Genomic DNA, 26,496 nt, shown 5'->3' with positions numbered 1-26,496 from the left:
TAAAAGTCGTATTAAAAAACAAGACACAGAAAATACTGTGTCTTGTTTTTTTCATATTGTTAAATATTGATTCAAAAGTAAATTCTTCATATCTTTTGTGTGTATAACAACATCGAAAGCATTACCTAATCCTCCGTTCAAAATCATAGAGCGAATAGATCTATTTAGTTTTTGAGTTTCAGAAAAAGGGTTGGTATCTTGATGGCTAGCAAGCTGATCTAATATTCCTGCTGCTAACAAAAACTCTGATTGCTTCCTATGCCATATCGTATTAATTCCTTGTAGCTCAAAATTCATCTTCAACTCATCCCAATGAACATGCGTAGTAAGGTCCATTTCTCCTGGATATGCAAGAGGATTACGAATTAGCTTGTGCTTATAATATCCTCTTAAACTTCCTTCACGATGTGCAGGATGCATCCATTCTTCTTTTGTATATCCATAATCAACTGTAATACATATACCTTTCTGAAACCATTTCGCAATCTCTTCTATATACTCTTCCATTGCAATAGGCACTTCAAAGCGCTGTCCCTCGGCAATATGAATGTTATATTTCAATAAGTAACGACCGACTCTTTTCTCTATCGGTCTAAATACTTCTGTAAGGTTTCCTTCATCTGTATACGTGATACGTACTTCATACAAAATTCCATTTCTTTTCTCAACTATCTCAACAGGAAACGCATCAAATAATTCATTCGAAAAAATAATTCCTTCGAAAGACTCTCCCATTTCAATATAAGATGTATAATACGACACATTATCAAATAAGCAAAGCCTCTCCTGTTGTAGCCTTCTATGAAAAGGACTCACTTCAATAATTGAATAGTTTAAATTGATAAAGGTTTCCGGAGATAATTGTTTCCATTCTTGTAAAACATCATAGGCAAACTTTCCTGTTCCCCCACCAATCTCACAAATATTTGGAAAAACTTCTCCCTTTTCAACAAGCCGAATAAAAAACTTAGCAAAAGTCTTCGCAAATACAGAAGATACATTGCTACTCGTAAAAAAATCTCCCTGTCTTCCAATTTTTTCACGTTCTCTCATATAATACCCATATTCCTCTGCATATAATACGAGGTTCATATACGTACTATATGAAATCGAATGATCCTTTTCTTTTCCCATCCATTCTCTTAAAATGAGCTCCATCTCCATAATGACTCCTTATTGTAAAAATGGATTATTTTCTTTTTCAAAACCAATGCTTGTTTCTGGACCGTGTCCACATAGCACCGCTGTTTCATCTGGTAATACAAATAATTTCTCTTCAATACTTCCAATTAATTCAGCAAAACTTCCACCAGGTAAATCCGTTCTTCCAATACTCATTTGGAACAATACATCTCCAGAAAATACAGCATTCGCTTCTTTACTATAATAAGAGATACTTCCTGGAGAATGTCCTGGTGTCTCAAAAATTTCAAAACTAAAAGAACTGATCGTTAATGTACCCTCTTCGTCGATAATATGATCTGCTGGTTTTGCTGTAATACTGCGGTTCATCATAAAAATTTGCGAGCCATTCACAGTTGCATCGCCTAACCAATTCGCTTCTTCTTTATGTACGTATACCGGAATATGAAAAGCGTCTCTCACGGCATCAACAGCACCAATATGATCGAAATGAGCATGTGTTAATAAAACCGCAAGTGGCTTTAACTGTGCTTCCTGTAAATATGTAACAAGTTTCTCTCCTTCATGACCAGGATCAAAAATAATACACTCATTTTGATCATTCGTTAAAATATAAGCATTTGTTTGTAATGGGCCTAAAGGCATTTGTATCCATTTCATATGAAAATCTCCTCCAGTTATTTAATTTACTTTTAATGATACAACATTTCTTTCTCTTAGGAAAAGAAGGCGTGTTATCTCGACAATCATTTTTAAAACATGTACAATATAAAAGAGTAAATATTCTAAAAACTCATTTTAAGGAATGAGTAGACAGAGGAGGATATTGTATGGGCCTTGTTATTATTTTTACGCTAGTCACTCTGTTAGCTGTATTTGCTACGCTTAGAACACTTCGCGAAAAAAACTTATTCGCGGGTGGCTTCGCTATTGCAACCGTACTTGTTTTCGGATGGTTTACAATCATGACTGTTCTATATAATGGGTACCCACCAGCTTAATCCATTTACATTTTTATTCTCCAACAAGATCTTGCATAAAAAGAGGAAGGGGGCCCCTTCCTCTTTTCATTATTCACAACTTATATCATCTTCGCCTCGTATTTGTGCTTTTTTACAAGCCACGCTCCTCCAATTACACCTGCATCATTACCAAGTATTGCAATTGCTAACTTTGTGCTCTTTACAGCACGAGAGAAAGCATATTGCTCGAAATAACGTTGAATTGGCTCTAATAGTGCGTCTCCAGCTTTAGATACGCCACCACCAATTACGATTTTCTCTGGGTTCAACGTACTAGCAAGGTTCGCTACAGCTAATCCTAAATAAGAAGCTACTTTTTCCACTACTTCACCTGCTAGTTCGTCACCTTGTCCAAGCGCTTCAAACACATCTTTTGATGTAATAAGCCCTTCTTCTGCTAACATAGAACGTAAAACACTTTCTTTATCTGTCTCTTGTATTTGTTGCATAGCAACACGTACAATACCTGTTGCAGAGGCTACCGTTTCTAAACAACCCGACTTCCCGCAATTACATGGAAAAGCGTTCTCTGTAACAACTGTAATATGTCCAATCTCACCAGCAGCACCGCTTATACCATGTACAATCTCACCATTGGCGATAACACCACCACCAACACCAGTGCCAAGTGTCATACAAATTAAATCTTTTGCTCCTTCACCAGCACCTTTCCACATTTCACCAAGCGCCGCTAAGTTTGCATCATTATCAATAACAACAGGTAATCCCGTTTCTACTTCTAGTAAATCTTTTAACGGATAGTTTTTCCATCCTAAATTAACCGCTTCATAAATCATTCCAGATGCCACATGTACAGGACCAGGAGCTCCCATACCAATACCAATTAGCTTACTTTTTAATTCACCTAATTCTTCTAACTTTTTATCAATAGCTTTCGCTACATCAAGTGTAATATGTTTTCCTTGTTCATTTGTATTCGTAGGGATTTCCCACTTATGTAAAATTTCACCGTACACATTAATAAATGCTAATTTAATCGTTGTACCACCAAGGTCAACACCAACTAACCATTTCTCTTCCATGTTACGTACCTACCTTTATCTATTTCTTATTTATTTCTTTTTGAATTTCTTGCTTCAACAAAAATAAAGCTGTTTGATAGTCTTGTGGATCGATTAGCTGTGATTGATTTAATTCACGCAATTCATCTTGCATTAATTGTAAATCAGCGATTCGATCACCCGTATAAATAATCGTGCCAAATTTCTTTAGCAATTGCTGAATATCATAAATGGATATCATTTCATCACCCTCTATGCTCACTTACTATAAAAAATTATAATAAGAAAACGTTCACATATTTTATTATAATCACGAAGAAAAAGTCTCGTCAATTTTTATTTGTCTATACAAGCCCAATTTTAACCATTGTTCCTTTTTCTGTAATAATTTTTTCTACATTTTTATCAAATGGCTCTACTGGAATATGTTCTACCATTTGAAAACTATAAGCTAATGATAGCGCTTTCCCTTTATAATGCACGAGATAACGATCATAATAGCCACCGCCATATCCAATCCGTTCTCCTCGCTCTGTATAAGCTACGCCTGGCACGATTTGAAGATCAATTTCATCTGCATTCACTTCTTCCGTAAGCGCTGGAATTGGTTCACGTAAATTCATATACACTGTTTCTAATTGATCAAAATTACTAATTTTCCGGAAAGACATCGTTCGTGTTCCTTTATTACACTTCGGAACAACAACTTTCTTTCCTTCTTCCCAAGCTTTTTCGATAATAGGATATGTATTCACTTCATGCTCCATCGAGAGGGTGATTCCAATTGTTTTAGCTTCAACCCACTCTTTTTGCGCATACAACGAAGCTGCAATTTGCTCTGATAAAGTTGTATACCGTTCTTCTGATAAAGAATTCATGTGTTCTATTATTTGTTTACGTAAACGTAGTTTCTCTTCTCTCACACATTTTCCCCCTCACAGTGACACTTTGCTCTACGATGATAGTGTATCACTTTTAACAGAGGAACCGAATAAAAAAAGAAACAGTAGGAAAATATTCCTACTGCTTACTTTGTTTCACGGTGTAACGTAGACTTCTTGTCACGCTTGCAATACTTTTTAAGCTCGATACGCTCAGCGTTGTTACGTTTGTTTTTCTTTGAGATATAGTTACGATCTCCGCATTCTGTACATGCTAGAGTAATATTCACACGCATTCTTATTTCCCTCCAGTACTAATAACTTAAATCAGACTATACTATAATACCACTTTTAAAATAAAAATTCTACACCTTTTGATATTGTCTAATTTTTTCTATAAGATTTTTCATGTTTTCCCTTGCTATTACTGGGTTTCTAGCATGCGAATACACTAAAAATTTCGGTTGTTTTGTGTCAGAAACGATATAAGACCACTCTTTTTCGGTATATTTGAACTGTACTCCTTCAAATATACCTTCTTCCTTTCTTTCCATATCAGCCAATAATTTCCTCATTACTTTCCCTTTTTCATTCCATGAACATACAACTTCATCACAAAGTAGATAGAGCGGAGGTGATTGCTCTACTATGCTGAGAAATGTTTTTCCCTGCAATGCTATTAGCTCGAATAATTTTCCAATTCGATATAAAATATCTCGCTTCCATCTCGCTTGAAACGACTTTTTTTCATCCTGCGTATAAAATAGAAGGTAACATTCTCCTAATTTCAAAGACATCGGGTAAATATTTCCTGCCGATTCAAGTAATAAATCTGGAATATCTACCTCTTCAAAATCTGTTCCCTGGTAAATATTACTATGATTATCATATAACTCGAAATAATTTCCTTGCTCTGAAAACATAAGTGCCATATTTGCTTTACTTGATTTCATCAAGGCTTTCACATGATGCTTTTGTTCGCCCGCATAAATCCATGTAACTGTGCATCCGAGCCTTTGCAAAAAAATCATAAGTAAATGTTGTAACATATCATTTCTCTTATTAATAAGAAGATGAAACTTCTGTTTTTGTATCGTTTCAATATCAATACGCTCTAACACAGCTTCTACATAATTATTTGCAGAAACGTGAACTAGCTTATTTCGCCCCAGTTCTTTCTCAGAAGCGTAATAAAACGACTCAGACATATATACTTGTTCTATCTCTTTTTGCTCCTTATACGTTAAAAACGAGCCCTCCTTGCCATACAGTTGTATAACAATCCCTCTTTTGCTTTCCACTTGAACGAAAACTCCACCTGCACATTGCAAATTATGAATGGCATACTGAAAAAGCGACTCATTCATTTCTTTACATTCCATCGTATGAATCCCGCTGCCATGAATGGCATGGAGGAATAAATTTTTAAAGGAAGTTGTTTCTATATTTTCCTGACTTCCAATCAATATACTCTCCCCTTTGGCAAAAAGAGATCCATAAGCCATTGCAACTTTCACAATAAATTGAGGAGTAATTTCAACATTACCCCTTCCTACAATTCGGCTTTTTTGTAACCATCCTGCACTCTTTTCACTCTCTTTAACACCGGCAGAACCTACTATCGAATGACTATCTATCTCCTTATAGGGCCATATTTTTCCTTTTTGCTTAATTACTGTACTTTTCCCTATATGACAATGATCCGCTACAATACTTTTTTGAAAAAGTGTAACATCATCTTCGACCATTGTATGATCTCCTATTGTTGTTTCTAACAACTCACAATTTTTTCCTATATGTGAATTTGCAAAAATGATGCTTTTTTGAAGATGAGAATAACTTGAAACGATACTATTTTTCCCGATAATAGAGTACGGTTCAATTACAGCCCCTGCACCAATCATTGCTCCTTCTCCAATAAAAGAAGGGCCATGAATTTTCGTCCCTTTTCCTATCGTTACACCTTCTCCCATCCACACCATCGGTAATACTTCTGTATATGGAATAGGCACCTTCAATTTTTTCGTCAACAAATCGAATTGAGCTTGCCGATATTGATCAAATGTACCAATATCTAGCCAATAGTCTTCTGATAAATATGCAAATAAAGCATTTTTATTTGCCAATAAAGGAAACACATCATGACTGAAATCCGAAAATTCCATGGATGGTATGTAAGAAAAGATTTCTGGCTCCATTATATAAATACCTGTATTCACAATATTAGAAACTACCTCATTCCAGCTCGGCTTTTCTATATATCGTATAATTTCTTGTTCTTTATTCATTACAACTAAGCCAAATGAGAGTGGGTTTTCTACTTCTTTCACAAACATCGTTACCATTCTCTTCTTCTGTTCATGAAATGCAATTCCTTCTGATAATTGAAAGTCAGTTAGTGCATCCCCACTAATAACAACAAATGTTTCATCTAAAAAACTTTCCGCTTGCTTAATACTCCCTGCTGTTCCAAGCGGAGGAGAATCTTCAAAATAATACAAGTTAACTCCCCACTTACTACCATCACCAAAGTATTGCTTAATGGCAGTACTCATATATTGAACTGTAATTGCAATTTCACGAATACCATGCTGACGTAATAATTCAATATTATATTCAAGAACTGGTTTTTCTAACAATGGTAACATCGGTTTTGGAGTATTACATGTTAATGGTCTAAGGCGTCTCCCTTTTCCTCCAGCTAAAATAACCCCCTTCATATACTTCAGCCTCCACTTATATAATGTTCAAGAACTCCGTATATCATCTACCCCACATTAACTGCAGTAAAATTCCGGTTTAGTATGATCTAACAATCAGCGAGAGACAGCCCCACTAATTAAAGCCTCACTTTATAAATAAATGTACCTTTTAACTCCCATCAAAAAGAAAGCGCTTACCATTAACTTGGTAAAATAATTAATAAAACGTAACTAACATATATGCACTTATTTTTCCATTAATTATGATACATCTTATCATCATAGACTAAAGGAAACAACGAGCTTTTTTTGTCATGTTTTGACTAAAAAAAGCAGGTGATTTCTCATCACCTACTTTTCCCCCTACTCATTCAATAAATAATGCTTTCCTTTTACTACATAAAATACATTCTCGGCAATATTTGTAACATGGTCTGCTACACGCTCAATATATCTTGCAACAAAGGATAGTTGTGTAATTTGTGTAATCGCTTCTGGTTGTCCAGGGATAGATGAAATAAATTCACGAATCGCCTTCCCATAAATTTCATCAACTGAATCATCCATTTCAGCAATTTGTTTAGCAAAAGTTAAATTTTCTTGCTCATATGCTTCTAATGCTAAATTTAACATCTTATGAGCAATCTCAAACATTTCCTCAAGATTATGTAAACTAACAACCACTTCTTTTTCACCAAGACGAATTGTTGATTTCGCAATATTAACAGCATGGTCTGCAATACGCTCTAAATCTGTCGCTGTTTTAATTGAAATGAAAATTCTTCTTAAATCACTTGCTACAGGCTGCTGCTTTGTAATAAGCATAAGCGCAAGGTCATTTATTTCCTCTTCTAAATTATCCATGCGATAATCTCCATCAATGACTTCTAACGCTTTCTCTACATCCCTGTTGTGAAGACCTTCCATAGCAATCAATAAAGCTCCACTTGCTAACTCACCAAGCTCGATCACCTTTTGCTGTAACGTCTTTAAATCACATTGAAACTGTTCTCTTACCATCATTTCTTCCCCCTCAATATTATGTGCCATTTTATATAAAGTGAAACTTTAATCAGTGTGGGGGTTTTTCATCCCCCACTGATTATTAGCCTTCACCAATCGGGCGTTTATGGACAGCCCGACTCCCAACTAACTTCTTTGTTCCAGCCGAGTTTTGAGTTGGGAGTTTTACTGCCCGGCAAATAGCGGGATAAATCCCCTACCCAGCCTCTTGCATGTTTATTAAGCCTTGAGAAAAGAGAAATATTACTCCTCTATTTAAAATGAGGTGAAAATGAGAAATGCCCTCTGTTAAGAGGGCATTTACTCTTAGCCTTGCTAGCGATATCAACCAAATCGTCCTGTAATGTAGTCTTCTGTACGCTTATCTGCAGGTGTTGTAAATAATTTGTTCGTATCTGTATATTCCACAACTTCTCCACTTAAGAAGAAAGCAGTTTTATCTGAAATTCGTGCTGCTTGTTGCATGTTGTGCGTTACGATAACAATACTAAAATCTTTCTTTAACTCCTGAATTAATTCTTCTACTTTTGATGTTGAAATTGGATCTAGCGCCGATGTTGGCTCATCCATTAAAATTACGTCTGGCTCAATCGCTAAGCAGCGTGCAATGCATAGACGTTGTTGCTGACCACCAGATAAACCGTATGCATTATCATGCAAACGATCTTTTAACTCATCCCAAATAGCTGCGCCGCGCAAGCTATTTTCAACAATTTCATCAAGTGTTTTTTTGTCACGAACACCATGGATTTTCGGACCATATGCTACATTTTCATAAATAGATTTTGGGAATGGATTTGGCTTTTGGAACACCATACCCACATGCGTACGTAATTCTTCAACTGGATATGATTTATCAAATATGTTTCGTTCTCTATATTCGATAACGCCCGTAGTTCGAACGATAGGCACTAACTCTACCATACGATTTAGCGTTTTTAAGTATGTTGATTTCCCACAACCACTTGGACCGATAATCGCTGTTACTTCATTCTCATGAATACTTAAGTTGATATCTTTTAAAGCATGGTCTTCTCCGTACCATAAATTTAAATTTTTCGTATCAAATACTATTTTTTTTGGTGCTGTCTCAATCTTTTTTTCATTTTTCACCTGTACATTTACTACTGTTGCTACCATTTGAATTCCCCTTTCATCCACTTCCAACTTATTTTCGATTTCGTAACCATAAGACAAATATATTTATAAAGAGCAACAATCCTAGCAAAACAATCATCCCAGCTGCTGCTACATACTGAAATTCTTCTTGTGGTCTACTCATCCAATTAAAAATTTGAATTGGTAAAACCGTAAATCTATCAAACATACTGAACGGAACATAATTTGCAAAGGCAAGGGCCCCAATAACTAATAATGGTGCTGCCTCACCAATTGCTCTCGATACCGCTAACGTACATCCCGTTACAATCCCTGGCAAAGCGACTGGCAATACAATTCGATACATCGTTTGCCATTTCGTAGCACCTAATCCGTAAGAAGCCTCTAGTAATGAGCTCGGCACAGTTCTAATCGCTTCTTGACTAGCTACAACAACAGTTGGTAAGACGAGTAAACTCATCGTCAGTGCCGCTGCCATTATGCTCTCTCCCAAATGGAGAGCGTATACGAAAATAGTTAATCCGAGTAAACCAAACACAACGGAAGGTACCCCTGCTAATGTTTGATTATTTAATTCAATCAACCTTTTAAAAACGGACTCCTTCGCATAATGCTCTAAATAAAGAGCTGTTCCGACTCCAAATATAAAAGAGACTGGTATAACAATGCTCATAAATAGTATTGTTCCTGACAAAGCAGCGACAATCCCAGCTTCTCTCGGATTACGTGAGGCGAAGTTTGTAAAGAAATCTATTGAAAGATAACTTATACCTTTTTCAAAAATTTGAAAAAGCAATATAAAAAGTATTACTACTGAAAACAAAATTGCTATATAAAACAAACACTTGTAAATCCGATCCTTTAAAAAACGCGACGCCATATTTTCTTGTATGTTCTTATGGTTTAACATTCGCATATTATGTCAACCTCCTAAAACGGCGCATAATATATTGCGAAATGATATTCATAATAAAAGTAAACATAAATAACGTTGCACCTACAGCATACATGCTGTAATAAGTAATCGTTCCGTGCGGAGCATCACCTAAACTCACTTGTACAATATAGGCTGTTAATGTTTGAATAGAATGAGTCGGATCTATCGATACATTAGGTGTTGATCCAGCTGCAATAACAACAATCATCGTTTCACCAATTGCCCTGGAAGCTGCTAATATAATCGCTGCCATTATGCCCGTAAAAGCCGATGGAAACACCACTTGTTTTACCATCTCAAAACGAGTTGCTCCTAGCGCTAATGAGGCTTCTTTAATTCCTTTCGCTACAGCTCTCATCGCATCTTCAGCGAGAGACGCAATCGTCGGTATCATCATAAACCCTATAACAATACCTGGACTAATAGCATTAAAAAACTGCAAATCTGGTATAACCCGTTGTAAAAGTGGTGTGACAACTGTTAACGCGAAAAAACCATATACAATTGTCGGGATGCCTGCTAGTAGCTCTAACAACGGTTTTAATATTTTCCGAGCGCCATTCGAAGCGTATTCGCTTAAAAACACGGCACAACCTAAACCAATAGGAATTGCTACGAACATGGCAATTGCTGTTACAAGGATTGTTCCACATATAAGTGGTAATATACCGAATTTTGGATCTTCAAAAAAAGGTAACCATTCCTTCTCTGTCAAAAAAGAATACAATGATATCTTTTGAAAAAACATGATTGTTTCATTTGCCAACGTAATAATAATTCCAAGTGTCGTTACAATGGACACGCTAGCAATGGCTTTTAGTATTAACGGAACAATTCGATTGATTCGCTGCGTTTTTTTTCTTCTATTTGTATTTCTCTCAATCAAATGTTGTACAGAAAATGTAATTTGACTTTTGTCATTATGAGCCAAAGATGAAAACCCCTTTCCACCCTGACATTACCTTTTTATTTCTGTTAACATTCGCAGCTGTTCATTATATTTTTCTTTTGGTAATTTTACATATCCGACCTCTTCAGCAAGGCTTCCAACATGCTTAATCATAAACTCAACATAATTTGCTACATTAATTTTATTTCTGATAGATGCATGATTCACATACGTAAATAGCGGCCTAGATAATGGCTTATACGTACCCGACTGAATGGTCTCTTTCGTTGGAAATACACCATCCACCTGTATTGCTTTTACCTTATCTCGATTGGCCATATAATAAGCATATCCTACAAAAGCAATGGCATTTTTATCATTCATTACCCCTTGCATAATAACTTGATCGTCTTCAGACAAAGAAACCGTTTTTACAAGGCGATTATTTTGTAAGACAACATTTTGGAAATAATCATAAGTACCAGAGTCTACGCCTGGCGCATAAAATTTAACTTGTTCACGAGGCCATGATGAATGAATTTGTGACCATCGTTTCAATCTTCCATTTTCACTCCATAATAGACGTAACTCGTCTATCGTCATATTGTTTACCCACGTATTTTGACGATTCACAACAATCGTTAGACCGTCATAAGCAACCTCAAATGGTGTAAATTGAATGAATTTTTTCTGCATTGCTTTTTCTTCTACCGGTTTCATCAATCTCGAAGCATTGTTTATATCTACTTCTCCTTTACTGAAACGATTAAATCCTCCCCCTGTCCCAGAAATACTAATAGAAATTTTCACGTTTGGATGGGCCTTTGTATATTCCTCTGCTACTGCCTCTATAATGGGGAAAACCGTTGAGGATCCATCAACTCTCACTTCTCCCATTTCATTTGTAGCGAATGCAGTAGACACATTAAAACAAAGGAAACATGTCGATAATGTCAAAACCTTAATCGATGTGCTCATCCATTTCACGTGTTCTTCCTCCTAGAAGTAACCGGAAATAACAGGATTACAGATATAAGAATACTGCTAAACTATTAATTCGGTTTTAATTATTTGTAAAAGTTTTGTAAAGTCCCACAAAAACAACTGTATACACATACTTTATTTTCACTTTTGTACTTTAGATGCAGGAAATTTTCTAATCATCCATAAAGCGAAACTTTAATCAGTGGGGGTTTTGTTCATCCCCACTGATTATTAGCCTTCACCAATCGGGCGTTTACGGGCAGCAGGGCTCCCACCTAACTTCTTTGCTCCAGCTGAATTTTGAGGTGGGAGTTTTACCGCCCTCAAACGCGGGATAAAACTGCTATCGCCTATCACACACAACAAACTTAGAGCGTATGCACTAATCTTGTTGTGTTCATCGTTTTTGAAACTACATGTTTTTTCAATATTTTATGCTTGTCCACATTTACTAAACCATATGCGTAAGGCATAAAAAAAAGCACACTATCTTTTCAGATAGTGTGCTTTTTTACAATTTTTTTATTCATCATCTTGATTTTTATTTTTTTTCGCTTTTTCATCTTGCGGAGCTTCACCAGTTAATGCTTGTTTTTTCAAATCAAAGTAAGCGTCCATTATTTGACGACTGATATATCCATTAATCCCTGTTTTATCATCATGTACCCATGGCACAACAACAGAAAATGCTACTTCTGGATCTTCGAGTGGGGCATAACCTACTAATGTTAAGTTATATGTTTCAACACGCTCACCCTTTGCATTTCTACCAATCTCTTTATCTCCGCCATATACAGTTTGAGCTGTGCCTGTTTTCCCAGCGGCTTTATATGGTGCACCTGCAAAGTATTTTGTAGCTGTACCACCTGTATCGTTAAACACTTGTCTAAATCCTTCTTGAACACGTTTAATTTGTGATTCAGGCATATCAACACGATTTAATACTTTCGGTTCCATGGATTGAACCACTTTTCCAACTTCCTCTGGCTTCGCCGATGGCTGACGAATTTCCTTTACAACTTGTGGTTGCATACGATATCCACCATTTGCAATCGTCGAAATATATTGCGCTAATTGAAGCGGTGTATACGTATCATACTGCCCGATTGATAAATCTAATAAGAAACCTGGTTGATTTCCTTTACCTATTTGACCAGCAGTTTCATTTGGCAAATCAATGCCTGTTTTCACACCAAGTCCAAACTGACCAAAATAGTAACGCATAGTATCGAACGCACTTTTCGGAATATCTAACGTACCGCCTCGTACATATGGAACCCCAGCGATATTCATCGCTGTTTTAAACATATAAACGTTTGAAGACTGTTTTAACGCTGTAAGGTCATTAATATACCCCATCTGTTTCCAAGATGACTTCGTAGGTGTCCCTTTTAATTTAATTGGTTCATCTAACTGTACAGATCCAGGTTGAATCGCACCAGTTTGATACCCCGTAAGTACTGTCGCACCTTTTACAGTTGAACCCATCGGATAAGAACTTGTCATCGTTCCTAATGCAAAATCCTCTACTTTCGTTTCGCCGTCTTTGTTCACTAATTGTTTCCCCGCCATAGATAAAACTTCACCATTTTTCGGGTTCATCATTACAACGAATGCACGGTCTAAAAGAGGTTCGCTCCCTTTAAAACTCATTAAGTTTTTTGTAAGAATTTCTTCTACGCGCTTTTGTAATTTCATATCAATCGTTAAATTCAGATCGTTACCTCGTTGTCCTTGTGACACATTAATAGTTTCTAAAATATTACCGTCTTTATCTGTAACATTTCTAACTTCAGCTTTTGTGCCGTGTAAACTATCTTCGTACTGTTGCTCAAGGTAACTTTTTCCTACGCGATCGTTACGATTATAATCACGAACAAGATAGTGATCTAATCTTTCTCTCGGTAACCCTTCATCAGAAGAAGTTACACCACCAAGTACACTTCGGAACATATCGTCATACTTATATTTTCGCTCCCAGTCAACATTTGTATCTACACCTGGTAATTTCGCTAAATTTTCACTAATAATCGCGTATTCTTCCGGTGTTGCATTTTTTTTAACGATTTGCGGCGTCATTGCATATCCGCTTTCCATCTTGCTTTTGATCGCCAATATTTCTAAATCTTTTGCTGACAATTGATTAATCTCTTCTTCTGTTACACGATTTCGTTGACGTTCATCTAGTTCTTTATCGTCAATTTTATTCGCTTTAAACTCTTCACGATCTTTTTTTGTGATTTTTGCTTCTGCTTCTTCTTTATGTAAAGCAAGCCAATAATCTTTCTTATCGCGATCTGTTAACTTATCTGTTGGGACTTCAATTAAATCTGCTAACTTTTTCGCCGTCTCTAAGCGATCTGCTGCAGTTGATCCCTTCATTTTTGTAAATGTAATTGTACGAATAGGCTCATTATCTACGACCGCTTCTCCATTACGATCAAATATTTTCCCGCGTGGTACAGGATTACTTATCGTTGAGTTTTCTTTTTTCTCAACTTCATTTTTATATTCCTCACCACGAACAATTTGTACGTATCCAAGCCTTACAATAACCGCGGAGAACATTAAAAACACGCAAAAAAACAACACGTTTAACCGAAAAGGAACGTGGGTCTTTTTCTTTTGTTGTTTCTGCTTCTTGCTCATACAAACCCCCTCTACCAACAGCTATGTAATGTGAAAGGGACACCTTCATACAGGTGCCCTCACTGCTGTCTTACATCTTTTTCTATTCTAGCATAAAACACGCGATAAGTTAACCTTCTGGTTCAGTTTGATTCTGCGTGCTTCCTTGCGCTACAACACTGGTTTTGTTCACATTCCCCTCATCATATTTGACATTTTTAACTGCAAAATAAATAAGAAAATGTCCAGCTCCTAAAATACATAGTAAGAAAGGTAAACTTTTTTCAGGCGGAAAAAATATGACAGCACATAAAAAACTTAAAATGGAACAAATTCTTCCGGCATTTAACCATAATTCCCTGACCACTATATATTCTACACGCCATTCTCTCGCCTGTTTTGCTCTACCAATTACATCGTATGTCATTGAGCCGTACGGAACGAGTAAAATCGGATATGCAACCGCAATACATGCTGCATAAATAAGTAATTTCGTATATGTAACATTAAAAATAACTAAAAATACGACCGCATATAAAATAATGCCACCAAGTAAAATTGCTTTTTTTCGCCATTCTTTCTTTAACATACGAGCAACTAAATAATAGCATACAAATGATACTGCAGAATTCACTAAACTATATTTCCCTAGTGCTAACTCGCTACCAGATGCTAAATAGACATATACCGAAATGACGAAAATAAACGTTCCCTCTCTCAAACCTTGGAAGAAATGAGCGCGCGTAATTCTTCCCCAGTTTTCATCAACTTGCCGCTCTTTCAATACTTGCACAATTTCATAGCGTCCTTCACATTCCCTCTTCGATAAAAAAAAGCTTAGAACGACCGCAACCGCAAATAGCATTAACGAGAGGAAGAAAACGACAGTATAACCACTCCATTTTTCCATACGTGAAATTGTATATCCTGCTGCTATCGGTCCAATCATTCCAGAGAACGATGTAAGAAGTCCTAGAAAACCGTTAAAAAAATCTCTTGTTTCTGGTTCTGTAATCTCAAATGTCAACAAGTTAAAAGCGAGCCAATAAAAACCATAACCAACTCCTAAAAGGGCTCCCATTAATAAAATATAGTGAGATGCACTTTTTCCCGCTACTAAAACGACGATAAAAAAAACAGCTAACGTTCCTACACCGATTCTCAATAAAATCGAGCGATCAATACGTTTCGCTAATTTCCCGCCCACAAGAAATGTTAGAGGCTGCAATACAACGCTGGCCAAATTATACAAGCCCAGATTCACATAATTTTGTGTTTGCTTCCATAAATAAATGTTTACAAACGTATTCGATAAAGAAATTGCGAGCGTGTATAAACCTCCTATAACGAGCAATAATACTAAATCCCGATTCACTTCAACATCACCGATTACATGTTTCCACTTCATACACAACTCTCCTTTACTTCATGTTCTAGTCTTCCAAAGACAAGCTCAATTATGTAAAAGGAGAACATAGAAAAAAGCTAGGAGAAAACCCCCTAGCTTTTTTCTAGCTGTATTAACTTTAATTATTTTGCTTCTTGGTAAAGTTTTTCAGCAACGTTCCAATCTACAACGTTCCAGAATGCACCGATGTAGTCAGGACGACGGTTTTGGTAATTTAAGTAGTAAGCATGCTCCCAAACATCTAAACCGATAACTGGAGTTTTACCTTCAGTTAGAGGAGAATCTTGGTTTGGAGTGCTTGTTACTTCTAACTCACCATTGTTTACTACTAACCAAGCCCAACCAGAACCGAAGCGAGTTGCGCCAGCTTTTGCGAATTCTGCTTTGAATGCATCGAAGCTACCGAATTTCGCTTCAATCGCAGTTGCAAGTTCGCCTACTGGTTGTCCCCCGCCGTTTGGAGATAGGATTGTCCAGAAGAATGTATGGTTAGCATGTCCGCCACCATTGTTACGTACTGCTGTACGGATTGCTTCAGGTACTTCGTTTAAGTTTGCAACTAATTCTTCAACGCTTTTGTCAGCTAATTCTGCATGACCTTCTAAAGCAGCGTTTAAGTTTGTAATATACGTGTTGTGATGTTTTGTATGATGGATGTTCATTGTTTCTTTATCAAAGTGAGGTTCTAAAGCATCATACGCATAAGGTAAATTTGGTAATTCGTGTTTTGCCATTGTTATATTCCTCCCGGTTTATGTATTGCCACTTAAGTGACATACAACTTCATTCTACCCTAATTGCCATAGGGTGCAAACAAATAAATCGCTTTGTCTTGCTATCATTAAAGTAGCAAAATCCCCACTTCTTTTCAATTAAAATGCTCATATATTCCGAAAAAAAGCTTCCTTCTACAAGGAAGCTTCCTGCTGACATAATAAACATATGAAATGGATATGGACCCTGTAGGACTCGAACCTACGACCGGACGGTTATGAGCCGTCTGCTCTAACCAACTGAGCTAAGGGTCCACGATTATGTATGTACCATTAAAAACAACTAAATTCCAATCAGGTATATCGTTTGAAAAATGTAAGATAAATTTACCATATACGAAAGAAAAGTGTCAATTGTATTTTTCTCTACTAAAAGAAGTAAATTAATAAGAAGGAATTTAGTCCTCTCTACTATATGTAAATATAATATATCTTGAGCTTCTCTAGATTCGTACGTTACAATGATTTTATACATACATAAAGGAAGTGAATCTATGTCCATTTTTACACAGCTAGCAAAAAGCGTATATTCGCCTAAAGATATGGCGCTTTTCCGTTTTCAAAAAATCGGTAAAACCATTTTGTATATTATGCTTCTTTGCCTAATCACTACTATTCCAAGAACTTTCTTGTACGGTAGCGTTATTCAAGATGGTGTTAACATGGTAAATAAAGTAATCGAAAAAGATTTACCTGATTTTAAAATTGAAAATGGCGAGCTAACAGCTGATATTGATCAACCTATCGAAAAAGAAGATGGAAATGCCCTTTTCGTATTTGATCCAAATTCAACAGACTTAGAAAAATATCAAAATAAAACAGGTTTATTTGTTTTAAAAGATAAAGTAGTCTCCATGGGGAATGGTCAAACACAAACATATTCCTATAATGACTTATTAGGCGCATCTCTTGAGAAAAAAGATTTACAAGATTTCATTTCGTTATTTGACAGTATTTATCCAATCTTATTATTCGTTATTGGGTTCTTACTGTACTTGTTCCAATTATTTATTACCTTTGTAGGAGTTACATTGCTTGCCTTCATCGGTTCTGCGATGAGCGGTCAACGCAAATTATCTTATAAACAAGTTTGGACATTAACTGCTTACAGCTACACAATTCCAACAATCTTCTTTATGATTATGGATTTATTCAAAATAAACGTACCTGGCGCAACATTCATTTACATTGCAGTTGTTTTAATCGTTCTATACTTAACAATTAAAGAAGTTCCAAAGCCGAAAGAAAAACAAGAACTATAAAAAAATGCCTAAATAGGCATTTTTTTTTTGGACAAGCATATATTCCTAGCAAAGGAGTGAAGGATATGAAGAGATTAGGTGTACTCTTATTCGTGCTTGTCCTCGGTTATATATTTTATTACGACATAAAAATCGGTACTTTACCGATGTTAAGTTCATACAAAAAAACATCTGCTGCCCAAACGATAAAAAAAGAAAATACAGATACAAAACAAAATAAAGAGAAAGAAACAGAAAAAGAAAAAGAAAAAGAAACGGATACAGCTTATAAAGCAATCGAAGTAAAAACTGGTGATACAGTTCTTTCTATTACAGAAGCGATTAATAAGAAAAAAATTCCTTCTATTGAAAAAGTAATTGATGATTTTAAGCAATTAAATAAAAATACATCTGCTACAAAAATCCAAGTTGGAAAGTCTTATAAATTCCCCTTATATCAATAAGCAATCACTTAATCCTTGTCAATTACATAAAGGCGCTGATACAATAGTAAAAGTGAAACCGAGTACTTTGGTTTCTATAGCCCTTTCTCACACATACTATCATTGATGTAAGGGACTAAAATAAGAAACTTCTTTTATAAGGAGAGCGATCAATTCGTGAATGAAATGACTCAACGCACAAAAACACGTCCAGTTAAAGTCGGTAATTTAACAATTGGCGGTAACAATGAATTAATTATACAAAGTATGACGACAACAAAAACGCATGATGTTGAGGCTACAGTTGCTGAAATTAAACGTTTAGAAGAAGCTGGCTGTCAAGTTGTTCGTGTTGCTGTTCCAGACGAACGCGCAGCAAATGCTATTGCTGATATTAAAAAACAAATCAACATTCCACTTGTTGCTGATATTCATTTTGATTACCGCCTTGCTTTAAAAGCAATCGAAGGCGGCATTGATAAAGTACGTATCAATCCAGGTAACATTGGACGTCGCCATAAAGTAGAAGCTGTTGTAAATGCAGCGAAAGAGCGTGGCATTCCAATCCGTATCGGTGTAAATGCCGGCTCATTAGAACGTCATATTTTAGAAAAGTATGGATATCCAACTGCTGATGGTATGGTCGAGAGCGCACTGCACCATATTAAAATTTTAGAGGACTTAGATTTCCACGATATTATCGTATCAATGAAAGCCTCTGATGTTAACTTAGCAATTGAAGCATACGAAAAAGCTGCTCGCGCTTTTGATTATCCATTACATTTAGGTATTACAGAATCAGGAACATTGTTTGCTGGGACTGTAAAAAGCGCCGCCGGTCTTGGAGCAATTTTAAGTAAAGGCATCGGAAATACACTTCGTATCTCTTTAAGCGCTGATCCAGTTGAAGAAGTAAAAGTTGCACGTGAACTATTAAAATCATTCGGTCTTGCATCTAATGCCGCAACACTTATTTCTTGTCCAACTTGTGGTCGTATTGAAATCGACCTAATTAGCATTGCTAATGAAGTTGAAGAATACATCTCCACACTTAAAGTTCCAATTAAGGTTGCAGTACTCGGCTGTGCCGTAAACGGTCCTGGTGAAGCTCGTGAAGCTGACATCGGTATTGCCGGTGCACGCGGAGAAGGTTTATTATTCCGTAAAGGGCAAGTCGTTCGTAAAGTACCAGAAGAAACAATGGTAGAAGAACTGAAAAAAGAAATTGATGTAATCGCTGCTGAAATGGCTGCCGAACGAGAAAAAGAAAAAGAAAAACAAGAACAATAAAAAGAAGGTTGCCACAATTTTTGTGAGCAACCTTTTTTTACATTCAAATTAAAAACTCGTCAGTTATATAACTGACGAGCCCTCTCATTTTGCACATTTTGGGCAACGACCATATATTTCAAACTTATGCCCCGTTACCTCATAACCTTTAAAATCTTTATTCATAAAATCCATCGGGCAGGAATTAATCTCTTTCGTACCACCACAATCTAAACAAATGAAATGATGATGATGTTCCATAATGGAGCATGTAAAACGGAAATGCTTTTCACCATTTAATTCCGTTTGCTCTAAAACACCGACTTCAGCAAAAACCGTTAAATTACGATAAATCGTATCAAAACTAAGTCCTGGATAATCACCCTTCATATGCTCTAAAACATCTTTCGCAGTTAAATAACGATTATGAGCTGCGAATAATCTCAGCATCTCTTCCCTTTTCCCCGTATGTTTGTATCCCTTTTCCTTCATTAGGCGTAAAGCTTCTGTTAGATTCATACCTATCCCTACTTTATGCAGTTTTTTTCTTTTTCCATAAAATTGCACCAATTAAAATAAGAACCGCTATCATAACAATTGTACCACCTGGAGCTAAATCAAGTTGATACGAAGCAAACATTCCACCAATTACTGCAATTTCACCAAATAAAATGGAAAAGAAAATTGTTTGTTTAAATCCTTTTGCAATACGAATACTTGCTGCAACTGGTAACGTCATTAAAGATGATACGAGAAGAACACCTACAACACGCATTGATACCGCAATTACAAGAGCAACTAATATAATGAAGATAAAGTGAATCCACTTTGCACTTAAACCGGTTGATACAGCGTATTCCTCATCAAATGATAGTAAAAACAACTCTTTGTATAATAAAACAATCGTCGCAATAACAACAATTGCTACTATACCAATAATAATTAAATCCGCACTTGTTACAGCACTTACACTACCAAATAAATAACTAAATAAATCCGTATTGAATCCATTAGCAAGTGAGATGAAGATAACTCCAATCCCCATCCCTGCTGAAAGTATAATCGGGATTGCTAACTCTTGATAATGTTTATATACAGTACGTAATTTTTCAATTAGCAATGCTCCACCGATTGAAAAAAACATCCCCATATATAAAGGGTTTAAAAACCCACCGGTAAAGATTGTCTTTTCAAGTAATAAACTTGCTGCAATTCCTGATAACGTCACATGACTTAATGCATCCGCAATAAGCGACATGCGGCGAATTACAACGAACACGCCGATAAGTGGTGCGACAAGCCCTATTAAAATACCAGCGTATAAGGAATTACGTAAAAAATCATATTGTAAAAAATCCTGTATCATTATATCCTCCCGTGATGCCCATGTTCATGTTCTAAGCGATGAACATGATGTCCATATAAAATCGACATTTCTGCATCTTCTAACTCTCGGAATTTCTCTACATTCCCATGGAAATGTAAATGCTGATTCAAACATGCAACATGCGTCACCTTCTCTGTTACAGCACCCATATCGTGCGTAACAAGAATTAACGTAATTCCCAATCTTTTGTTTAAATCCTCTAGTATCTCATAAAAACTTGCCACATTTTTCACATCAATCCCAACAGTAGGCTCGTCCAAAATAAGCAATTCCGGATCACTTACAAGTGCACGAGCAATAAATACACGCTGTTGTTGTCCACCAGAAAGTTCTCCAATGTTGCGACCTCGAAACTCGCTCATACCTACATCAGCAATCGCTTTTTCTACTTTCGCATTATCGTCTTTCGTAAAAAAGCGAAAAAGCCCTTTTTTCGAAACGAGCCCCATTGAAACAACCTCGAAAACAGTTGCCGGGAAACCTGAGTTAAAGCTACTTGCCTTTTGGGATACATACCCAACTTTATTCCACTCTTTAAATTTCTTACTATCAATGCCAAACAATCTAATACTTCCTTGCTTTGGTTTTAAAACACCCAATAAGCATTTAAGTAAAGTCGATTTCCCTGAACCATTCGGTCCAACTAAACCTAAAAAAGCTCCCTTCGGAACTTGCAAATTAATATCTTCTAACACGTTGCGATCTTCATACCGAAACGTTAATCCTTCTATTTCCAATATATTATTCATAGCATCTCACCTATTTTAATTCAGAATGATTCCGATTTATCTCTATTTGAATTATAGTACAGCTTATTATAGTTGTAAACCAATCTGCCTAAAATATATTCTTTATTTCAAGAAACCTTATTATTATAACAAAAAGCAGAGAATAATTCTCTGCTTTCAAAAGATATTACAATTAACTTTTTAGTGAATTGCTGATTTAAACTTACCACCATTTGTCTCTTGTGTATTCATAATCGTAACAAATGCGTTTTCATCAATTTCATGCACAATTGATTTTAACTTCGTCACTTCCAGACGTGTTACAACTGCATAAATAACTTCTTTTTCTTTATCTGTATAGCCACCTTTAGCAACAAGTTTTGTTGTTCCACGACCAAGGCGGTGTAAAATCGCATTTGATACTTCCTCATATTGATCCGATACTATTAAAACTGCTTTCGTTTCGTCTAATCCTTGAATTACCGTATCAATTGTTTTGAATGCGATATAGTACGTCATAACAGAATACATCGCTTGTTCAACACCAAACACAAATGCTGCCCATGCAAAAATGAATAAGTTCACAAACATTACGAATTCACCAACAGAAAACGGTAATTTCTTCGTTAATAGAATTCCCATAATTTCGGTCCCGTCTAACGATCCACCATGACGAATAACAAGTCCTACACCAATCCCTAAAATAAGACCGCCGAAAACTGTTGCTAAAATCGGCTCTGTTGTAAATGGCGGGATAGCATGCAACGTTGATTCAATAAATGCTAAAGCTACAATTCCAAATGCTGAAGATAACATGAATGTTTTTCCAATTTGCTTATACCCGGAGTACATAAAAGGAATGTTGAGGATAACAACTAAAGTAGAAAAGCTTAACCACCAAATATTAGGAGTAAGATAATCTAATATAAGAGAAATACCAATAATTCCACCATCAATAATTTTATTTGGCATTAAAAACAGTTCAATCGCTACCGCCGCACACGCTGCCCCAAAGACAATCATAACTAAACGATATACAAGATGAATAACACTTTCTTTTCGATGTTGCTTTTTTTCCATAAGTCCTCCTTATACTCTTTATCTATAGTTTTGTTCTTATATTATAACATAAGCTTCTTTTCCCCATTGAAAAAATGCACCTTGATACGAATATGTACAAGCTATGCGTACATATATTTCGATAGAAGAACGTGTGAAGGAGGACAACACGATGAACCTCATTAAACAAATTGTGAACAAAAAATTAAATCATATTTCCACAAAAGAACTATTGAAATATAGTAAAGAATACGAAGTTCCAATCACAACTGCACAAGCTGATAAAATCGTTTTACTTATGAAAGGGAAAAACATTAACATTTACGATAATACCGAGCGACTAGATTTGTTAAAACAAATCGCTAAAGTAACTACTCCTGCCACTGCCCAACAAGTAAATATTTTATTTCAGCAGCTATTAAAATAAGGAGGGGAAAATCCCCTCCTTATTGTGCTTTAATTTTTTCAAGAATTCCTTCATCAAAAGTACCATTTTTCAGCATTTCGATTTCTAATTTATATGGTGGCTTCTTATCTTTTTTATCTTCACCTACATACGGCGTTTCAAGAATTTTTGGTACGTGCGTAAGTTGTGGGTGATGCACAATGTGATGCAATGCCTTATAGCCAATATGACCAAAACCAATATTTTCATGACGGTCTTTTCCAGCTCCGCGTACATTTTTGCTATCGTTAATATGAAGTACTTGTAAACGATTTATCCCAACAATTTTATCAAATTCGTTTAACACACCGTCAAAATCATTTACAAGGTCATAACCTGCATCATGCGTATGACACGTATCAAAACATACAGATAGTTTTTCATTATATTTCACACCATCAATAATTTTCGCAATTTCTTCAAAGCTACGACCGCATTCCGTTCCCTTTCCTGCCATCGTTTCTAACGCAATGTTAACCGTCTGCTCTGGCGTTAATACTTCATTAAGCCCTTTAATAATTTGTTGGATACCAGCATCCGCTCCTGCACCAACGTGCGCACCTGGGTGAAGAACGATTTGTTTCGCTACACCTAATGCCGATGTTCTTTCAATTTCCATGCGAAGGAAGTCTACACCTAATTGGAATGTTTCTGGCTTCGTCGTATTCCCAAGATTAATAATGTATGGCGCATGTACGATAATTTCTTCAATACCGTTTAGTTCCATATGTTTTCTTCCTGCTTCTATGTTCAATTCTTCAATTGGTTTTCTTCGTGTATTTTGCGGTGCACCTGTATAAATCATAAACGTCGTCGCACCGTATGAAACAGCCTCTTCACTTGCTGCTAATAACATTTTCTTACCACTCATAGAAACATGAGATCCAATCTTTAACATACAATCACCTCTTCAATATACAATAGATATAATGATAGCATAATTTGTAGAAATATGTAGCGAATTGTTTGTTCACACAAAAGGCACTACATAAATCAAACAGACTATTCAAACGATCTGAACTCTATACTTAAATTAACCCAATAAAACGAAACTTTAGTCAACGTTTTTTCTACCCCGCACTAATTATTAGTCTACATTAATCGACTTTCTCTCAAGCAGTGAGATAAAAAAAAAATAAGGGAAATCCCTTATCTTTTTTTATTGCTATATTTTTTCTTCACTTTGTCACGTTCTGTTGCAAGTTTTCGTTTATAGTTTGGTTTTACTTTTTTCGGCTTCTTAACAACTTTTGTTGCCATAACATCTAGTCCATCACTTGGTTTTTTACGGCTCTTACGACGACGACGGTCACCTAAATCCGCCCATTCATCTCCGCGTAAATCTACATGTTTAAACTCGATATGACGTTGTTTTTCCAAACTATCTAACGCTTCTTCATTTGCTGGATCATAAATCGTCACTGCAATACCTGAATGACCCGCACGTGCAGTTCTTCCAACACGGTGAACGAAGAAATCTAAATCTGGTGGAAGTTCATAGTTAATAACATGGCTAATTCCTTCAATATCAATACCACGTGCCGCCAAATCTGTTGCGACAATGTATTGGAACTCTAAATCACGAACTTGTTTCATCATTTTTCTACGATCACGCGGTGATAAATCACCGTGTATACGCCCTACTTTTAATCCACGTTCTGCTAATCCATCGGCTACTTCGTCAGCCTTCTTCTTTGTGTTTGTAAAGACAATTGCTAAATATGGTTTAAATTGAAGTAGCATATTTTTCACTAATTCAGTTTTATTACGGTGTCTTGAAGGCACAAGGTAATGATCAATATTTCCTGCTGCAACTTGCTTCGGATTAATATGAATATGTTCTGGATTCTCCATATATTTCTTCAAAAATGGTTTTAATTTTTGAGGAATTGTTGCAGAGAAAACTAACATTTGCAGATTTTTAGGCATACGTGCCGCAATTTTATCTACATCTTGAATGAATCCCATATCAAGCATTAAGTCCGCTTCATCGACAATAATAGTATCCGCTTTATAAACAAATAGCGCCTTTTCTTCTACTAAATCTTTAATACGTCCTGGCGTTCCAACTACAATATGAGGTTGTTTTTTCAACTTTTCAATTGATCGTTGTTTATCAGTTCCACCAATTAAACAGCGTGCTGTAATCATTTGATCTTCTGCACAGAACTTTGTTAGTTTCACAATTTCTTCGTAAATTTGTTGTGCTAACTCACGAGTAGGCGCTGTAATAACAAGTTGTACCTCTTCACGACTTGCATCAATTCTGTTTAATGTAGGAAGTAAGTATGCATGTGTTTTCCCAGAACCAGTTTGGGATTGTCCAATTATACTCACACCTTTTTTCACGACCGGGAAAATTTTCTTTTGAATTCCTGTTGGCTCTGTAAAGCGTAGTTCACGAACTGCATCTATTAAAAATGGTTTAAAATCATACTGTGTAAAAGTTTGTAGTGTCATAAGTTACACCTTCTTTCTAAAATTTCTACTGCGCACAAATCAGTCAAGTCTACATTATATCGAAATCTACAAGTAAAATCCATCTTTAGTTTAGGTTTTTATCTCAAAAACTAACCTTCTTTCCTTCCATTGCATATTGTATGTGTATATACCTAACTGAAGAAAGGAGGATTTCCCACATGTTTCCGAAATCCCCTATAAGACAAATGTATCCGAATCGAGGACAACAATCTTACACACCATATCCGATTCCACAACTACCACCGATGGCTCAAAAAAAGAAAGGTTTCCTTGCTAAACTCTTTAAAAAACACGATCCAACCGAACCTTTCATGCAAATGGTCCCTCCTTATCGACAAATGGAAGGGCCACCGATGATGCACCAACAACCGCCGCCCCAATATCAACAGCAACAGCCATACCAACAACAATATACACAACAATATACACAACAATATCAACCATACATGCAGCAATATCCAGAGCAGATGATACCACCTCAAATGTATGAATCAAATGATACACGTGGTGCTGCGTCAGCTACAACTGCAGCGGCATCTAGCAGCGGCATCGGTAGTTTTTTTTCAAATTTAATTTCGAACCCAACTAATATGATAAATAATATCGAAAAAGTATCTCAAGTCGTGCAATCTGTCGGTCCTGTTGTCGAACAGTACGGTCCCATTATGCGTAGTCTACCAAGCATTGTTAAAATCCTCACCTCTGGAAAAAGTACGGAAGAAAATCAAACTGAAGATGCAACAGAACAGGTTGAGGTAGCAACTCCACCTCCTCCACCTCCAAAAAGGAAACGAAAAAAAATAGTGCTTGAACCGGTAATAGAAAAAGAGGTTCCGAAAGAACCCGTTCAACAATCAGCAACAAAACCAAAACTATATGTGTAACAATCCTTTGTTTTCTATCCACTCCTCC

General features: G+C 36.1%; 27 protein-coding genes and 1 tRNA gene. 6 read left to right on the top strand and 22 right to left on the bottom strand.

The features are described from left to right. Positions 1-51: 51 nt before the first annotated feature. Positions 52-1,164: a class I SAM-dependent methyltransferase gene (locus JFU54_RS10445; protein WP_201064362.1), complete on the bottom strand. Its 1,113-nt coding sequence runs from the start codon at positions 1,162-1,164 to the stop codon at positions 52-54. 9 nt (positions 1,165-1,173) lie between these two features. Beyond that, positions 1,174-1,803, bottom strand: coding sequence for an MBL fold metallo-hydrolase (locus JFU54_RS10440; RefSeq protein WP_002034035.1), 630 nt, complete (start codon positions 1,801-1,803; stop codon positions 1,174-1,176). Positions 1,804-1,973: 170 nt separating this feature from the next. Here JFU54_RS10440 and JFU54_RS10435 point away from each other — a divergent pair, with 170 nt between their 5' ends. After that, the gene (locus JFU54_RS10435; RefSeq protein WP_002034036.1) at positions 1,974-2,144 is read left to right on the top strand and encodes a DUF2759 domain-containing protein; all 171 of its coding nucleotides are present in this window, start codon (positions 1,974-1,976) and stop codon (positions 2,142-2,144) included. 80 nt (positions 2,145-2,224) lie between these two features. Here the strand turns inward: JFU54_RS10435 and glcK are convergent, their stop codons facing one another. The 14 genes from glcK to JFU54_RS10365 all read right to left on the bottom strand — a co-directional run bounded on the left by glcK (position 2,225) and on the right by JFU54_RS10365 (position 16,786). Next, positions 2,225-3,208: a glucokinase gene (gene glcK / locus JFU54_RS10430; RefSeq protein WP_002034037.1), complete on the bottom strand. Its 984-nt coding sequence runs from the start codon at positions 3,206-3,208 to the stop codon at positions 2,225-2,227. Positions 3,209-3,227: 19 nt separating this feature from the next. Further along, positions 3,228-3,428 (bottom strand): YqgQ family protein, encoded by a 201-nt coding sequence (locus JFU54_RS10425; protein WP_002015140.1) that lies wholly within the window; start codon positions 3,426-3,428, stop codon positions 3,228-3,230. 103 nt (positions 3,429-3,531) lie between these two features. After that, a complete protein-coding gene (locus tag JFU54_RS10420; protein ID WP_063218896.1) occupies positions 3,532-4,110 on the bottom strand; it encodes a 5-formyltetrahydrofolate cyclo-ligase in 579 nt (192 codons plus the stop codon). 104 nt (positions 4,111-4,214) lie between these two features. Beyond that, entirely contained in the window at positions 4,215-4,364 is a 150-nt protein-coding gene (rpmG, locus tag JFU54_RS10415) for a 50S ribosomal protein L33 (protein WP_001265616.1), read from the bottom strand. 69 nt (positions 4,365-4,433) lie between these two features. Then, positions 4,434-6,788, bottom strand: coding sequence for a sugar phosphate nucleotidyltransferase (locus JFU54_RS10410; RefSeq protein ID WP_201064360.1), 2,355 nt, complete (start codon positions 6,786-6,788; stop codon positions 4,434-4,436). A 345-nt stretch (positions 6,789-7,133) separates the two neighbouring features. Continuing rightward, the gene (gene phoU, locus JFU54_RS10405) at positions 7,134-7,790 is read right to left on the bottom strand and encodes a phosphate signaling complex protein PhoU (RefSeq protein WP_002015145.1); all 657 of its coding nucleotides are present in this window, start codon (positions 7,788-7,790) and stop codon (positions 7,134-7,136) included. Between the two features lie 327 nt (positions 7,791-8,117). After that, entirely contained in the window at positions 8,118-8,933 is an 816-nt protein-coding gene (gene pstB, locus JFU54_RS10400) for a phosphate ABC transporter ATP-binding protein (protein WP_002088644.1), read from the bottom strand. A gap of 28 nt (positions 8,934-8,961) precedes the next feature. Beyond that, positions 8,962-9,828, bottom strand: a complete 867-nt coding sequence (gene pstA / locus JFU54_RS10395; protein ID WP_078184436.1) for a phosphate ABC transporter permease PstA — start codon at positions 9,826-9,828, stop codon at positions 8,962-8,964. Between the two features lies 1 nt (position 9,829). Further along, entirely contained in the window at positions 9,830-10,780 is a 951-nt protein-coding gene (pstC, locus tag JFU54_RS10390; protein ID WP_002138358.1) for a phosphate ABC transporter permease subunit PstC, read from the bottom strand. A gap of 27 nt (positions 10,781-10,807) precedes the next feature. Further along, positions 10,808-11,725, bottom strand: a complete 918-nt coding sequence (locus JFU54_RS10385) for a PstS family phosphate ABC transporter substrate-binding protein (RefSeq protein WP_201064358.1) — start codon at positions 11,723-11,725, stop codon at positions 10,808-10,810. A gap of 519 nt (positions 11,726-12,244) precedes the next feature. After that, entirely contained in the window at positions 12,245-14,371 is a 2,127-nt protein-coding gene (locus tag JFU54_RS10380; RefSeq protein WP_002015153.1) for a peptidoglycan D,D-transpeptidase FtsI family protein, read from the bottom strand. A 109-nt stretch (positions 14,372-14,480) separates the two neighbouring features. Continuing rightward, a complete protein-coding gene (locus JFU54_RS10375; RefSeq protein ID WP_002015154.1) occupies positions 14,481-15,758 on the bottom strand; it encodes an MFS transporter in 1,278 nt (425 codons plus the stop codon). Between the two features lie 122 nt (positions 15,759-15,880). Continuing rightward, positions 15,881-16,492, bottom strand: coding sequence for a superoxide dismutase [Mn] (gene sodA / locus JFU54_RS10370; RefSeq protein WP_001052029.1), 612 nt, complete (start codon positions 16,490-16,492; stop codon positions 15,881-15,883). A 220-nt stretch (positions 16,493-16,712) separates the two neighbouring features. Further along, positions 16,713-16,786 (bottom strand) — tRNA-Ile (locus tag JFU54_RS10365). Positions 16,787-17,025: 239 nt separating this feature from the next. Between JFU54_RS10365 and yqgB the strand changes: the two genes are divergently transcribed. The 3 genes from yqgB to ispG all read left to right on the top strand — a co-directional run bounded on the left by yqgB (position 17,026) and on the right by ispG (position 19,505). Further along, the gene (gene yqgB, locus JFU54_RS10360) at positions 17,026-17,793 is read left to right on the top strand and encodes a protein YqgB (RefSeq protein WP_002034056.1); all 768 of its coding nucleotides are present in this window, start codon (positions 17,026-17,028) and stop codon (positions 17,791-17,793) included. Positions 17,794-17,858: 65 nt separating this feature from the next. Beyond that, entirely contained in the window at positions 17,859-18,236 is a 378-nt protein-coding gene (locus JFU54_RS10355; protein WP_002165064.1) for a hypothetical protein, read from the top strand. Positions 18,237-18,401: 165 nt separating this feature from the next. Further along, a complete protein-coding gene (gene ispG, locus JFU54_RS10350) occupies positions 18,402-19,505 on the top strand; it encodes a flavodoxin-dependent (E)-4-hydroxy-3-methylbut-2-enyl-diphosphate synthase (protein ID WP_161793976.1) in 1,104 nt (367 codons plus the stop codon). 84 nt (positions 19,506-19,589) lie between these two features. Here ispG and JFU54_RS10345 read toward each other — a convergent pair whose 3' ends face one another. The 4 genes from JFU54_RS10345 to JFU54_RS10330 all read right to left on the bottom strand — a co-directional run bounded on the left by JFU54_RS10345 (position 19,590) and on the right by JFU54_RS10330 (position 22,679). Next, entirely contained in the window at positions 19,590-20,003 is a 414-nt protein-coding gene (locus JFU54_RS10345) for a Fur family transcriptional regulator (RefSeq protein WP_002015164.1), read from the bottom strand. A gap of 13 nt (positions 20,004-20,016) precedes the next feature. Continuing rightward, on the bottom strand, positions 20,017-20,850 hold the full coding sequence (locus JFU54_RS10340) for a metal ABC transporter permease (RefSeq protein WP_002015165.1): 834 nt from the start codon (positions 20,848-20,850) through the stop codon (positions 20,017-20,019). Further along, a complete protein-coding gene (locus JFU54_RS10335) occupies positions 20,850-21,620 on the bottom strand; it encodes a metal ABC transporter ATP-binding protein (RefSeq protein ID WP_002015167.1) in 771 nt (256 codons plus the stop codon). Before JFU54_RS10335 ends, JFU54_RS10340 begins: the two co-directional genes overlap by 1 nt. A 180-nt stretch (positions 21,621-21,800) precedes the next feature. Further along, positions 21,801-22,679, bottom strand: a complete 879-nt coding sequence (locus tag JFU54_RS10330; RefSeq protein WP_002015168.1) for a YitT family protein — start codon at positions 22,677-22,679, stop codon at positions 21,801-21,803. 151 nt (positions 22,680-22,830) lie between these two features. On the opposite strand from JFU54_RS10330, the gene JFU54_RS10325 reads away from it, so the two are divergent. Next, complete coding sequence (locus JFU54_RS10325; protein WP_002088657.1) at positions 22,831-23,085, top strand: DUF2624 domain-containing protein; 255 nt, start codon at positions 22,831-22,833, stop codon at positions 23,083-23,085. Between the two features lie 19 nt (positions 23,086-23,104). On the opposite strand, the gene JFU54_RS10320 is transcribed toward JFU54_RS10325, so the two are convergent. Then, positions 23,105-24,001, bottom strand: coding sequence for a deoxyribonuclease IV (locus tag JFU54_RS10320; protein ID WP_002088660.1), 897 nt, complete (start codon positions 23,999-24,001; stop codon positions 23,105-23,107). A gap of 251 nt (positions 24,002-24,252) precedes the next feature. After that, positions 24,253-25,563, bottom strand: coding sequence for a DEAD/DEAH box helicase (locus tag JFU54_RS10315; RefSeq protein WP_002015172.1), 1,311 nt, complete (start codon positions 25,561-25,563; stop codon positions 24,253-24,255). 179 nt (positions 25,564-25,742) lie between these two features. On the opposite strand from JFU54_RS10315, the gene vrrA reads away from it, so the two are divergent. After that, positions 25,743-26,468: a VrrA/YqfQ family protein gene (gene vrrA / locus JFU54_RS10310; RefSeq protein WP_002184950.1), complete on the top strand. Its 726-nt coding sequence runs from the start codon at positions 25,743-25,745 to the stop codon at positions 26,466-26,468. Positions 26,469-26,496: the final 28 nt, after the last annotated feature.

Source organism: Bacillus sp. TH19 (genome assembly GCF_016651075.1).
In the GTDB taxonomy this organism is placed as follows: domain Bacteria; phylum Bacillota; class Bacilli; order Bacillales; family Bacillaceae_G; genus Bacillus_A; species Bacillus_A mycoides.
This window is presented reverse-complemented; position numbering and strand designations above follow the sequence as displayed.